This window comes from Mammaliicoccus sp. D-M19 (assembly GCF_022386695.1).
Lineage (GTDB): Bacteria > Bacillota > Bacilli > Staphylococcales > Staphylococcaceae > Mammaliicoccus > Mammaliicoccus sciuri.
The window spans coordinates 21,030-34,709 of sequence record NZ_JAJNHW010000010.1; the positions used below are offsets into that span (position 1 = coordinate 21,030).

General features: G+C 33.2%; 12 protein-coding genes. 6 read left to right on the plus strand and 6 right to left on the minus strand.

Translation table 11 applies throughout. The features are described 5' to 3' along the window. Window positions 1–305: 305 nt before the first annotated feature. Window positions 306–860: a choline uptake/conversion transcriptional regulator CudC gene (gene cudC, locus LQ675_RS13655; protein WP_048540526.1), complete on the minus strand. Its 555-nt coding sequence runs from the start codon at window positions 858–860 to the stop codon at window positions 306–308. Window positions 861–1,068: 208 nt separating this feature from the next. On the opposite strand from cudC, the gene betB reads away from it, so the two are divergent. Both betB and betA read left to right on the plus strand, forming a co-directional pair. Further along, complete coding sequence (gene betB / locus LQ675_RS13660; RefSeq protein WP_107610366.1) at window positions 1,069–2,559, plus strand: betaine-aldehyde dehydrogenase; 1,491 nt, start codon at window positions 1,069–1,071, stop codon at window positions 2,557–2,559. Between the two features lie 39 nt (window positions 2,560–2,598). Then, complete coding sequence (gene betA, locus LQ675_RS13665; RefSeq protein ID WP_075578338.1) at window positions 2,599–4,281, plus strand: choline dehydrogenase; 1,683 nt, start codon at window positions 2,599–2,601, stop codon at window positions 4,279–4,281. A 621-nt stretch (window positions 4,282–4,902) separates the two neighbouring features. Here betA and LQ675_RS13670 read toward each other — a convergent pair. Further along, on the minus strand, window positions 4,903–5,445 hold the full coding sequence (locus LQ675_RS13670; protein WP_239728223.1) for a recombinase family protein: 543 nt from the start codon (window positions 5,443–5,445) through the stop codon (window positions 4,903–4,905). Between the two features lie 94 nt (window positions 5,446–5,539). Between LQ675_RS13670 and LQ675_RS13675 the strand changes: the two genes are divergently transcribed. Further along, window positions 5,540–6,991 (plus strand): SulP family inorganic anion transporter, encoded by a 1,452-nt coding sequence (locus LQ675_RS13675; protein ID WP_239728221.1) that lies wholly within the window; start codon window positions 5,540–5,542, stop codon window positions 6,989–6,991. An 85-nt stretch (window positions 6,992–7,076) separates the two neighbouring features. Here the strand turns inward: LQ675_RS13675 and LQ675_RS13680 are convergent, their stop codons facing one another. The 3 genes from LQ675_RS13680 to LQ675_RS13690 form a co-directional block, all read right to left on the minus strand. Further along, window positions 7,077–8,054 (minus strand): LacI family DNA-binding transcriptional regulator, encoded by a 978-nt coding sequence (locus LQ675_RS13680; RefSeq protein WP_058592146.1) that lies wholly within the window; start codon window positions 8,052–8,054, stop codon window positions 7,077–7,079. A gap of 135 nt (window positions 8,055–8,189) precedes the next feature. Further along, window positions 8,190–9,614, minus strand: a complete 1,425-nt coding sequence (locus LQ675_RS13685) for a glycoside hydrolase family 32 protein (protein WP_239728218.1) — start codon at window positions 9,612–9,614, stop codon at window positions 8,190–8,192. Window positions 9,615–9,618: 4 nt separating this feature from the next. Beyond that, a complete protein-coding gene (locus tag LQ675_RS13690; protein WP_107609105.1) occupies window positions 9,619–10,923 on the minus strand; it encodes an MFS transporter in 1,305 nt (434 codons plus the stop codon). Between the two features lie 204 nt (window positions 10,924–11,127). On the opposite strand from LQ675_RS13690, the gene LQ675_RS13695 reads away from it, so the two are divergent. After that, the gene (locus LQ675_RS13695) at window positions 11,128–11,556 is read left to right on the plus strand and encodes an IS3 family transposase (protein ID WP_107609106.1); all 429 of its coding nucleotides are present in this window, start codon (window positions 11,128–11,130) and stop codon (window positions 11,554–11,556) included. A gap of 88 nt (window positions 11,557–11,644) precedes the next feature. Here LQ675_RS13695 and LQ675_RS13700 read toward each other — a convergent pair whose 3' ends face one another. Next, entirely contained in the window at window positions 11,645–12,535 is an 891-nt protein-coding gene (locus LQ675_RS13700; RefSeq protein WP_075578345.1) for a fructose bisphosphate aldolase, read from the minus strand. A 192-nt stretch (window positions 12,536–12,727) separates the two neighbouring features. Between LQ675_RS13700 and LQ675_RS13705 the strand changes: the two genes are divergently transcribed. Both LQ675_RS13705 and LQ675_RS13710 read left to right on the plus strand, forming a co-directional pair. Next, the gene (locus tag LQ675_RS13705) at window positions 12,728–13,057 is read left to right on the plus strand and encodes a DUF4889 domain-containing protein (protein ID WP_025907313.1); all 330 of its coding nucleotides are present in this window, start codon (window positions 12,728–12,730) and stop codon (window positions 13,055–13,057) included. A gap of 112 nt (window positions 13,058–13,169) precedes the next feature. Beyond that, on the plus strand, window positions 13,170–13,649 hold the full coding sequence (locus LQ675_RS13710) for a GNAT family N-acetyltransferase (protein ID WP_239728216.1): 480 nt from the start codon (window positions 13,170–13,172) through the stop codon (window positions 13,647–13,649). Window positions 13,650–13,680 lie beyond the last annotated feature (31 nt).

Genomic DNA, 13,680 nt, shown 5'->3' on the forward strand with positions numbered 1-13,680 from the left:
GCAAATACTGATACCGTTATTAGCAGTTCTGGCCAAAGATGCAAATACTGATACCGTTAAAAGCAGTTCTGGCCAAAGGTGCAAATACTGATACCGTTATTAGCAGTTCTGGCCAAAGATGCAAATACTGATACCGTTATTAGCAGTTCTGGCCAAAGGTGCAAATACTGATACCATTAAAAGCAGTTCTAGCCAAAGGTGCAAATACTGATACCATTAAAAGCAGTTCTAGCCAAAGATGCAAATACTGGAGCCAACAAAAATAACAAAAGCGCGGGGTATGCATTGCTACCTCGCGCTTTTACTTATTTGTCATCATGACTTGGTATTGGGAAATACTTATATATCTCTCCAGTTTTAATAGCGTTACTGATATTTGCTAACCATTCATAATATACTTTTGATTCTTCTAATTGTGTATGAATGGTGATTGCTTCTTCTTTAGTTTCTTCATCGACATCATCTGCATCTATGATTTTTTGTAGCAAGATTTCTGCGTCTTTAACAGAATCCATATTAATAGAAATTTCTCGATCCCATTTTCTAGAGAAAAAGTTATTAAAGAAGATAAAGAAGTCTTTTTCAGCGATGAAATGTTGTTTTCTACTTCCTCTTGTAAATTGTTGTTTGACGATATCAAATTCTTGTAGTTTCTTAACACCAGCACTCATGCTTGGTTTGCTCATTTGAAGTTGTTCACGCATTTCATCTAGTGTCATACTACCTTCAAATACCATCGTCCCGTATAAATTTCCGACACTTCGATTAATACCATATAAATCCATCGTTTCTCCAATACCGTTAATCACGATGTCTTTAGCTTGGTCTAATTGTTTTTCGTAGTTATCTGAACGTACCACTACATACACCTCCAATAGTTACCTTAATTGTACCATGAATCCTTTTACATTGTAGTTGCTTTTCCATTACTTGTCTATTTGAAATACCTATTAAAAACAAACCATAAATGAACTTTGGAAATTTGACGCCTTTCATAATTCTATGCTAACATAAAATTTGTAAAGTTCGTTAAATAAAAATTTAACAAAGTTAACGGAGGTATTTTGAATGGGATATATAGAGCATTTATCTAGACGTCAATTTATAAATGGTGAGTGGGTAGAAGCTTCTAATAAAGCGACTCGCGACATTGTGAATCCATATAATCAAGAAGTTGTGATTTCAGTAGCAGAAGGTACAGAAGAAGATGCTGAAAAAGCAATTTTAGCAGCTAGGCAGTCGTTTGAAGCTGGTGAATGGTCAGGTGAAACGACTGAGAATAGAAGTCGTAAAGTTAGAGCCATTGCAGATTTAATTAAAGAACATAAAGAAGAACTAGCAGAACTTGAAACATTAGATACTGGTAAGACATTAGAAGAATCATATGCAGATATGGATGATATTCATAATGTATTTATGTATTTTGCAGGTTTAGCAGGACATGATGGTGGTGAAATTATTGATTCTCCAATACCTCATTCAGAAAGTAAATTAGTAAAAGAACCTGTAGGCGTTGTAACGCAAATTACGCCTTGGAATTATCCGTTACTTCAAGCTTCATGGAAAATAGCACCTTCTCTTGTAACAGGTTGTTCGTTAGTTATGAAACCAAGTGAAATTACCCCATTAACAACAATTCGTGTATTTGAATTAATGGAACAAGTTGGATTTCCTAACGGGGTCATCAACCTTGTACTAGGTAAAGGTTCTGAAGTTGGTGAAGTATTAGCATCTCATGAAGAAGTCGATCTAGTTTCATTTACAGGTGGTATTCAAACAGGTAAGCATATTATGAAACGTGCAGCAGACCATGTAACGAATATTGCATTAGAACTAGGTGGTAAGAATCCGAATATTATATTCGATGATGCAGATTTTGATTTAGCAATTGATCAAGCATTAAATGGTGGCTACTTCCATGCCGGTCAAGTTTGTTCAGCAGGGTCACGAATTATCGTACATAACGATATTAAAGATAAATTCGAAGCAGCTTTAGTCGAACGTGTTAACAAAATTAAAATCGGTAATGGCTTTGATGAAACAACTGAGATGGGACCATTAATTTCAGGAGAACATCGCGATAAAGTTGAAAAATATATAGAAGTTGCGAAAGAAGAAGGTACGACAATTGCTGCTGGTGGTAAACGACCAGACAGGGCAGACTTACAAGATGGTTTCTTCTTTGAACCAACTGTTATTACAAACTGTGATACATCTATGAGAATTGTCCAAGAAGAAGTATTTGGACCTGTCGTAACAATTGAAGGATTCTCTAATGAACAAGAAGCGATTGAATTAGCGAATGATTCTATTTATGGACTCGCAGGCGGCGTATTTACGCAAGATATCGCTAAAGCAAATCGTGTAGCCAATAAATTGAAAATGGGTACTGTTTGGATTAATGACTTCCATCCATATTTTGCACAAGCACCATGGGGTGGATATAAACAATCTGGTATTGGTAGAGAGTTAGGTAAAGAAGGTTTAGAAGAATATTTAATTTCTAAACACATTTATACAAATATTCAACCTGAGCCGGTGAATTGGTTTAGTAAATAAATACAACAAAGAAGAACGAGTATATAGGAGGATTTTGAGATGAAGCAATCTTATGATTATATAATTATTGGAGGCGGAAGTGCCGGATCTGTATTAGGTAATCGTTTAAGTGAAGATAAAGATAAGACCGTATTAGTATTAGAAGCGGGTAGAAGTGACTATCCATGGGATTTATTGATTCAAATGCCAGCAGCACTTATGTATCCATCAGGTAATCGTTTCTACGACTGGAAATATGAAACAGATGGCGAACCTCATATGGGTGGTAGAAAAGTAGCACATACAAGAGGTAAAGTACTCGGTGGTTCAAGTTCAATCAACGGTATGATTTATCAACGAGGAAACCCAATGGACTATGAAGGTTGGGGAGAACCTGAAGGCATGGAAACATGGAAGTTTGCGAATTGTTTACCATATTTTAAACGATTAGAAAAAGCTTTTGGAGCAGATAAATCAGATCAATATCGTGGTCACCATGGTCCAATTAAATTAAGAAGAGGACCAGCAACAAACCCATTATTCCAAGCTTTCTTTGAAGCGGGCGTACAAGCTGGATACAATAAGACACCTGATGTAAATGGTTTTAGACAAGAAGGATTTGGACCATTTGATAGCCAAATTCATAATGGTCGACGCGTTTCAGCATCACTTGCTTATTTAAGACCAGCTATGAAACGTAAGAATTTAACTGTTCAAACAAGAGCTTTTGTTACAGAAATCAATTATGAAGGTAGACGAGCAACTGGTGTAACATTCAAGAAAAATGGTAAGACACATACAGTTGCTGCAGGAGAAGTCATTCTATCAGGTGGTGCGTTCAATACGCCACAATTACTTCAACTTTCTGGAATTGGTGACTCTGAACATTTAAATTCATTAGGAATAGAGACACGTGTTCACTTGCCAGGTGTAGGTGAAAACTTTGAAGACCACTTAGAAGTATATGTACAACATGCATCTTCTAAACCAGTGTCTGAGCAACCAAGTTTAAATAAATTTAAAATGCCATTTATCGGATTACAGTGGATATTCGGTAGAAAAGGACCAGCAGCAAGTAACCACTTTGAAGGTGGAGGATTTGTAAGATCTAATGATACAGTTGATTATCCAAACTTAATGTTCCACTTCTTACCATTAGCAGTACGTTATGATGGACAAAAAGCAGATACGAAACATGGTTTCCAAGTACATATTGGACCAATGTATTCTAACTCTAGAGGTAGCTTGAAGATTAAATCTAAAGATCCATTTGAAAAACCTAAATTTGTCTTTAACTACTTATCTACAAAAGAAGACGAACAAGAATGGATAGAAGCAATTAGAGTTGCAAGAAACATCTTGAAACAACCAGCTTTAGCACCATATAATGATGGAGAAATATCTCCAGGACCTTCAGTACAAACAGATGAAGAAATTTTAGAGTGGGTTAAAAAAGATGCAGAAACAGCACTTCACCCATCATGTAGTGCAAAAATGGGACCAGCATCAGATCCAATGGCTGTAGTTGACCCATTAACAATGAAAGTACACGGTATGGAGAACTTGAGAGTAGTCGATGCATCAGCAATGCCACGTACAACAAATGGTAATATCCACGCACCAGTATTGATGCTAGCAGAAAAAGCAGCAGACATCATTCGTGGTAAAAAACCATTAGAACCAGAAGAAATAGATTACTATAAACATGGCGTCCACCCTAAAGACGCAGGCGTTATGAAATAATAGGAGAAGTAAGAAGGCTGAGACAGAAATTGTCTCAGCCTTTAGTTGTTATATGGGAACGCGCTAACTACCATAATTCCGAAAAGTGGTAATAAGAACGCGCTAACTATCATAATTCTGAATAATGGTAATAAGAGAGGGTTTTTCTAAGGGACATTATTCCGAATTGTGTCTCTAACAGTATGTCTAAGGGACATTATTCCGAATTGTGTCTCTAACAGTATGTCTAAGGGACATTACTCCGAATTGTGTCCCTAACAGAGTGTCTAAGGGACATTTCCCAGAATTGTGTCTCTAACAGCATGTCTAAGGGACATTACTCCGAATTTTGTCCCTAACAGAGTGTCTAAGGGACATTATTCCGAATTGTGTCTCTAACAGCATGTCTAAGGGACATTACTCCGAATTGTGTCTCTAACAGTATGTCTAAGGGACATTATTCCGAATTGTGTCTCTAACAGCATGTCTAAGGGACATTATTCCGAATTGTGTCTCTAACAGCATGTCTAAGGGACATTATTCCGAATTGTGTCTCTAACAGCATATCTAAGGGACATTTTCCAGAATTGTGTCCCTAACAGCATGTCTAAGGGACATTTTCCAGAATTGTGTCCCTAATTATTATTTATTTAAGTGTCTATACAATGTTGCTCTGCTAATGTTTGTCGCTTCTTTAATTTCTTCTAAAGTATATTTCTTAGAATGGTACATTTCGATGGCATTTTTTAAATTAAGATCATTTCGTTTTGGTCTTCCGATAGTCTTACCTTCTGTTTTGGCTTTTGCAATACCAGACTTAGTTCTGAATTTAATCATATCACTTTGAAACTGATTAATTAGATTTAAAATTTTATTAAAATTCATTTGTTCATGTTGGCTAATTATTATTTGAGCATTAATAATGTGAATATCCACATTGATTTCCTGGGCAATTGTAATGAGTTCTTCTAATTGGTATGAGGTATCTGCAAGAATACATAAATCAGTTATGTATAATTTATCCCCGTTTTGTAATTTACTATAAAATAAAGTATTTAATTCTTTTCTGATTTCAGTTTGTGCATGAGATTCTTCAATAATTGTTAACGAAAATTTGCTTAACTTTGAATGTTGTTCAGCGACTGTATCATATAATTCGATTGGTCTAATATAACCATAATTCATAAATTTCACCTCAATAGTTTCATAAATGTATACATATGAAACTCTTTTGTTTATAATAGCACTATTGAAAATATATAAAATAGGAGTATGTATAATGTTTAAATCTTATATAGAAGAATGGCTTTCTAATCCAGGGAAAAATTTACTAGCTGGTATTGTTGTAGCGCTAGCACTTATACCTGAAGCCATTGCGTTTTCTATAATTGCAGGTGTAGATCCAATGGTAGGATTGTACGCTGCTTTTATTATTGCTACGACAACTTCAATAGTAGGCGGTAGACCTGCTATGATATCTGGAGCTGCAGGAGCTGTTGCGCTTATTGTAACACCTTTAGTAAGAGAACATGGTGTCGATTATTTATTTGCAGCAACGATACTCATGGGTATTATACAGTTATTATTAGGAATTCTCAAAATTGGTAGACTCATGAAGTTTATACCAAGGTCAGTCATGATTGGATTTGTAAATGCCTTAGCGATTATGATTTTTATGTCTCAACTTGAGCATATATTCGGTATTTCAATAAGTACATATATTTATATAGTTGTTACATTACTTATTGTTTATATTGTACCAAAATATTTCAAAGCCATTCCTGCACCACTTATCGCAATTATTTTATTAACAACGCTATATATGGTAACAGGTTCTAATGTAAGAACAGTTGGCGATTTAGGTACGATAACAAGAGCATTTCCGAATTTCTTAATACCACAAGTTCCATTTAACTTAGAGACATTAACTATCATTTTGCCGTATGCTTTATCAATGGCAATTGTAGGATTAGTAGAAAGTTTATTAACTGCTAAAATTGTTGATGAAGCAACAGATTCTCATAGTAATAAAAATAAAGAATCTAGAGGCCAAGGTATTGCTAATATCATCACAGGATTATTTGGAGGAATGGGTGGCTGTGCTATGATTGGTCAATCTGTCATCAATGTAAAATCAGGTGCAACGAGTAGATTATCAACATTTACGGCGGGTGTCTTCTTAATCATTCTTATCCTATTATTAGGAGATGTAGTTGTACAAATCCCAATGCCAATTTTAGCGGGTATTATGGTGATGGTATCAATAAGTACATTTGATTGGAAATCATTTAAGTACGTTAAGCAAGCTCCAAGAACAGATGCTGTCGTTATGATTTTGACAGTGATAATCGTGTTGTTTACACATAACTTAGCTATAGGCGTTATTGTCGGCGTAATATTTAGTTCGTTATTCTTTGCTACTAAAATATCAAATGTTCATGTTCATCAAACGATAGAAAATCATTATTATAAATATTCATTCACCGGACAAATATTCTTTGTTTCAATCGATTCAATGATGAATCAGCTAGACTTTTCTATTGAGAATAGTCAGATTGAATTAGACTTTACACACGCTCATTTATGGGATGACTCAGCAGTCAATGCAATCGATTCAATGGTGAAAAAATTCGAAGATAAAAACAATACGGTATTTGTTAAACAATTAAATACAGATAGCAGGAAAATTATTTCCGAATTAAGTCAGCTCAATGAAACACATTTAACATAAGGAAATAACAAAATAAACCAGTATAAATGCATTATAAGATGGATTTGTACTGGTTTTTTAATTATATAAATTATCTTGGTTAAACTTAACATGTACCGCCTTCCCAAACTGTAACGGGGAAGATATATTCTTTTAAAGTGTCTTTGTTTTCCATTCTGTCATTTAATACTTCTATTGCTTTCGTTGATATTTCATCAATTGGTTGAATAATCGTTGTAAGTTCTGAGAATACAGTACGCATGATTTTTGTCCCATCGTAACCAACGAGTAATAAATTTTCGGGTATTTTTTTATTATAATTTTTTGCTATGTTCATAATAAGTGCAGCATCTAGGTCGTTTGATGCAAAGATACCTTCGACATCAGGGTGTTCCTTAAATATACGATTGAAAATTTGAATTTTATCTTCGTAAGGAATATTGAAATCCACTGAATAACTTATTGGATTTAAACCATGTTCTCTCATCTTATCTTCATAGGCTAATCGACGTCTATGGGTTGGTGAATTGAGATAATCTGGACCAGATGTATGGATTATTTTTTTTGCACCTTTATTAATTAATCTTTCTGTTGCAAGTTGTCCGCCCAAATAGTTATCAGATTCTATTATCGGAATATCTTCATTCATAATTTGGTCAATTGCAACAATAGGTAAGTTGTCATTTTTATACTGTTCAATGTCGCGATTGTGCGTACCGACAATAAGACCATCTACTTGATTAGATAAAAGTTGGTTTAAATAATTAGTTTCTTTTTCAGGATCGTTCATTGAATTCCCGATAATGACTTTATAACCTTGCAAATAAAGTTTCTTTTCTAATTCTTCAACGAGTTCTCCGAAAAAAGGATTAGTGACAGTAGGGAATATCAAACCTATAATTTGAGTTTTCTTGTTATAAAGTTGGCGAGCTACAGTATTTGGCTGATAATTTAATTTTGCCATTGCGTCATACACTTTATCGATTGTTTCTTGGCTTAAATAGCCACGCTTGTTTAGTACTCTTGAAACAGTTGTTTTTGATACATTTGCCAATTTTGCAACATCATCTAATTTAGGTTTCATTTATAATCCCTCTCAATCCAATATTTAACCTTAGCAATAATTATAGCAAACATAGATAGTATGAATAAATATTTGTTATCACTAATGTAAAAGAGGGGCTGAAACATAATTGTTTATTTCAGTCCCTCAGTCATTTTAATATTGAATAGCTTGATTATTTAATTGATAAATTTGATAGTTTGTTGGAACATCTTCAGTAGAACTAATCCATACTTGTATATCATCTTCAGTGTAGTAACGCTCAGTAAATACTGCTTCACCATCATTAATAAATATTTCGATAGAACTTTTATCAATAAATATTTGTAGTTTTAAGTCTTGATGACTTTGAATTGTGGCATACCTATAGTCATCTTTATCTGTTCTATACAATGATAATTCATTATTATTTGCGTTATATTCAAGAGATAATATTTTATTATGAGCGTCTTTTAATTCGAATTTAGTGATTGTTTCTTGTGTATGTTCAAATTGATGCTCAATATTCACTTCTATATGAGATGACTTGCTGACAATTAATTCAGGTTCTTTCAAAGTGATATTTGCAGCATCTATTGAATGTGTTCTTAAATCTTTTAATTCCTCAATTGGTTTCATATATAAGTGATTATTTTCTAATGTTAGCTCTCTAGGTATCGTTAAAGCGCCTGCCCAACCGTCTTCTTTCTCAGGCATAGGACTTTCCCACATTGCCATCCAACCGATTAATATACGTCTGCCATCTGGTGCCAAAGTAGTTTGAGCAGCGTAAAAATCATGCCCGTAATCTAATTCTTTAAAATGGTCACGTGTGAAAAGATTTTTATCATCATTTAAATTTCCTATAAAATATCCAGTCTGAAATAGATTTAAATATTTCTTATCTGTTTCTTTTATACCTTGAGGTGAACAAAGAAGGACGTCTTTTTGGTTCAATGGAAATAGGTCAGGGCATTCCCACATAAAACCTTCATCTTCTAATGATTCCGACTTAGCTATAGCACCTATATAATCCCAATCTTTTAAATTTGATGATTGATATAATATAACTCTTCCTAAACCATCCTTTTCTTGACTACCGAGTATCATATAATATTTGCCGTTATCCTCCCAAACTTTAGGGTCTCTAAAGTGATGCGTGTTATCTTCAGGTTCAGAAGCGATGACAGGGTTATGTTCGTATTTAGTGAAATTTACACCATCTATACTATATGCCATGTTTTGATTTTGCCAAAAGTGTTCTGGATCATTATCACCATAATAGTGGTGACCGGTATAGAATAAATATAAAGTATCGTCTTTAACGATTGCACTACCAGAGAAACAACCGTCCTTATCTTCTTTTGAGCCAGGTGTTAAAGCGATAGGTAAATCTTCCCAGTGTACTAAATCTTTACTTCTTGCATGCCCCCAATGCATTGGTCCCCAGTCTGCACTGTATGGATGATGCTGATAGAAAATATGATAATATCCTTTAAAGTAACAAAATCCATTTGGATCATTAATCCAACCTGACTTTGCCATTACGTGATAACCTAGTCTATATCGTTCATTAGTAACTTCAATTTGATGATTAGTCATAATATTATGCTCCTTTTTCTTTTATATCTTTTTGACGAATGAAAGGATCACCGTTTACATCTTCATCGTCTTTTTTGAATGTGAATATCGCAAATATACCAGCTAACAGTGCAATTCCTGAAATAATTAGGAATGTATCACCATACCCGATATGATCTCGTAAATTTCCAAGTGGTGTTGATAAAATAACTTGTCCAATCTGTGCTGCAATTTGGAAGCCTATCATATATAGAGTTGCTGATAATTTCGGATTAAAGTGTAACGTGATATATCTAAACATAGGTAGCATAAATAATGGCACCTCAATTGCATGCATCATTTTTATCATTGAAACTGAAATAGGGTGTTCTAGTAAACCACTAAGACCGATTCTTGCTACCATGAAACAAATACCTAACATTAAAGTGTTTTTGACACCAAGTTTATACATGACAATAGGTATAATACTCATCATTAATGCTTCAAAAAATACTTGTATGGAATTTAACGTACCGTACATTTGTTGACCAGCTTCAGGTGTTTCGAATAATTTAGTATAAAAGTCTGGAAACATTTGTTGATCATAAATTGTGTAGAATGACCATGAAAACATAATAAAGATAACAATTACCCATAGGTGTGGTAATTTTAATAATGCGATCATTTCTTTGAAACTAGGAATTGAAGCATCTGTATCATCATACGTAATTTCATGTTTTGCTTTGTCTTCAACTTTAGGTTTTATAAAAATAAGATTTAATAATAGTAATAAGCCAATCACTGAACCAACCCAAAAATTATATTCAGGATTTTTAACGAATAAGAATCCTGCTATTAGAGCTGACACAGCATAACCAAATGATCCCCAAGCACGAGCCTGTCCGTATTTAAAGTCAAAATATCGACTAAATCTTTCTGACACAGCTTCATAAATACCAGCAGCTGCTAAGAATCCAGCTGATAAAAAGATAGAACCTACAAAAATGCCAACCATAAAATTATTTTGAATTAATGGTGCATAGATCCAAATGAAAAATGGACCAACTAGTGTAGACAATGAGGCACAAAAAATTAATAACGTTCTTTTAATAGCGAGTTTATCTTGTATAATGCCATATAAAAACATCAATATTAAAGTAGTTAGAGAATTGGCAGAATAAATCGTACCAACTTCACTTCCTGTTAAGCCTAAACCATTTTTCTCAGACGTTAACCAAATTTGGAAGAAAGACCACCAAATTGACCATGACGCAAAGAATAACAGTAATGTAAATGATGACTGCAAGTATGACTGATTTTTAAATGTTTTAAATGAATTTCCGAATTCCAATTAAATAACCTCCTTGATGTAAGGGCTTTCTTAATGTGATTCTATAGCTAAACTTTTAGTATGTCAACCGGTTGACATAAAAATAATATCTTTTTTTAAAAGTATTTAGTTCTTCAATAGCTACTCGGTTGATGTAAAGGTACGATTAAATATGTATACTTAAAGCAAATTAATTTTAAATTCTCTGAAGTTGAGGTGTATAAAATGAGTGCAAAAAAATTAACGCTTGAAGAACAGAAAGAGATAGAAATATATGTATTAAAAGTGCGCGATAAATATTTGGAAGAGGAAAATAAGAAAGACAAAAAAGCTTTCAAAAATGCTACGTATAAAACAATTTATGATTTAAAAGGTGAGTATCCAGTTAAACAACTGCTACAAATTTTCGGAATACCAAAATCGAATTATTATAATTGGCTGAATCGTGAACCATCTAAAAGAGATATAGAAAACGAAGCATTGAAGAAAGATATTTTAGATATATATCATAAATCTAATGAGACATACGGATATAGACGTATTTATCATTACATTAGAGAAGAATTAGGAAAACCAGTCAATCATAAGAGAATTCAACGTTTAATGAATGAACTTGGTTTAAAAGGGCAATCACATGAAAATAAGAAAGAATAAAGGGGCACGAAGACTGAGAAACTTTATTTAACCCCAATATAAAAAAGGCTCGGACACTAATAAATTGTCCAAGCCTTTTGTTATGTTTTTAATTCTTATTGACTGATGCGTCATAGATTGAATTTACTGCGTCTTGTAATCCGTTATTAAATTCTTCTGCTGATTGTCCAGCGAATAGGTCAGTTACTAATGCGCGTGAGAAACTTGCAATAAGTCCGTCATTTTCTTTCAGTAATTCATTTGCTTTTTCTCTTGAGTAACCACCTGATAATGCAACGACACGAACAACGTTAGGGTGTTCGATTAATGATTTATATTGGTTTGGTTTTGTTGGAATTGTTAATTTCAACATTACGTATTGATCGTCGTTTAATTTATCTAGTTCTTTCGCGATTTCTTCTTTTAAGATATCTTCGATTTCTTCTTTATCTTTAGCATTAATGTTCACTTCTGGTTCGATAATTGGAACTAATCCTGCTTCGATAATTTGTTTACCAATTTCAAATTGTTGTTCTACAACTTTAGCAATAGCTTCTTGATTTGCTTCAAGAATATTTGAACGCATTTTTGTACCGAATACATTACGTTCTTTTGCACGTTGTAATAACTCATCTAAACCAGGAATGACTTTCATTAACTGAACGCCATTTTCTTCATCTGCTAAACCTTTGTCTACTTTTAAGAAAGGAACGATACCTTTTGAAGCTAAGTAGTCAGAAGTATATTGACCTTCAACTTCACGGTCCATTGTTTGTTCAAATAAAATAGCACCTAATATTTTTTCAGAAGTAAAGGCTGGAGATGTTACGATACGTGTTCTCATTTCATGAACAAGTGTAAACATTTCATCTTCATTGCTGTATTGATTTTCTTCAATACCATAATCTTTAAGAGCTTTTGGAGTACTACCACCACTTTGATCTAGTGCAGCTATAAAACCTTTACCATTTTTTATTTTTTCAAATTGTTCTTGGTTCATTTTTTCCACTCCTTTAGATATTTTCAATTATAGTATGATGATTTTTACCATTTATCGCAAGTTATTCAACTTTTAATGATTTTTTTAAGAGAGAAAAATACTAAATAAATATGTCGAATTTAAGAAGATTGATGCGTGATTATTTCATAAAATGCTTATACGCATTATGATGTACATTAGGGAGGATTCTCAATGAATAAAAAATCAGCAATATTATTAATAGGTGGCTTAGCTATCGTAGCTTTAGCAGTCGCAGCTTTATTGTTATTTTCAACGCAAAAAAGTACTTACTACGGATATATGGAGAATAGTACAACTGCAGAAAAAGTAGTAAGTGAGAAAAATAATGAAGTTACGGAAAATATCAAAATCGAATCAACAAGTGATTTCAAACCTAAAAAAGGTGATTTTGTAAAATTAATTTCAAACGATAACGGCAAAACATTTTATAAAAAAGAAGTCGTCAAACATGATGATATACCACATGGTTTAATGATGAAAATACATGATATGGAAATGTAAGGAATATAAAGTCTGAGACGAATGAGAATGTCTCGGACTTTTACTATTTTATTTAATAGACACTTATAGTAAAATTATATTTAACTTCTATAGAATGTGGGTGGTTAAAGTGATGTTAATCAGAAATAAACAAGAATCAGATATTGAAGCGATTGCTAAAGTTCATTATGAGTCTTGGTTGACGACATATAGAGGAATTGTTCCAGATAGTTATTTGGATCAATTAACGTTATCATCATATATTGAAAGACACCATAAATTTAATGCACCGTGTATTGTTGCAGAGGTTGATGAAGAAGTGATTGGATTTCTAATGTATGGTAAAGACAAAGATGAAGATACAAGTGATACATGTGGTGAAATTATGGTCATTTACTTACTTGAAGCATATCAAAACCAAGGAATAGGCACACGTTTAATGCAAGAAGCGGAAGAACAAATGAAGGATAAATATGATGAATTAAGTCTTTGGGTTTTTGAAGATAATCATCCTACGATTAAATTTTATGAAAAACATGGCTTTAAAAAAGATGGTAAAATAAGTGATGTTAGTAAAGCATTAAAAGAAGTAAGAATGATGAAAAGAATATGATACATAGTTGCCATGAATTTTAAAGTTTATG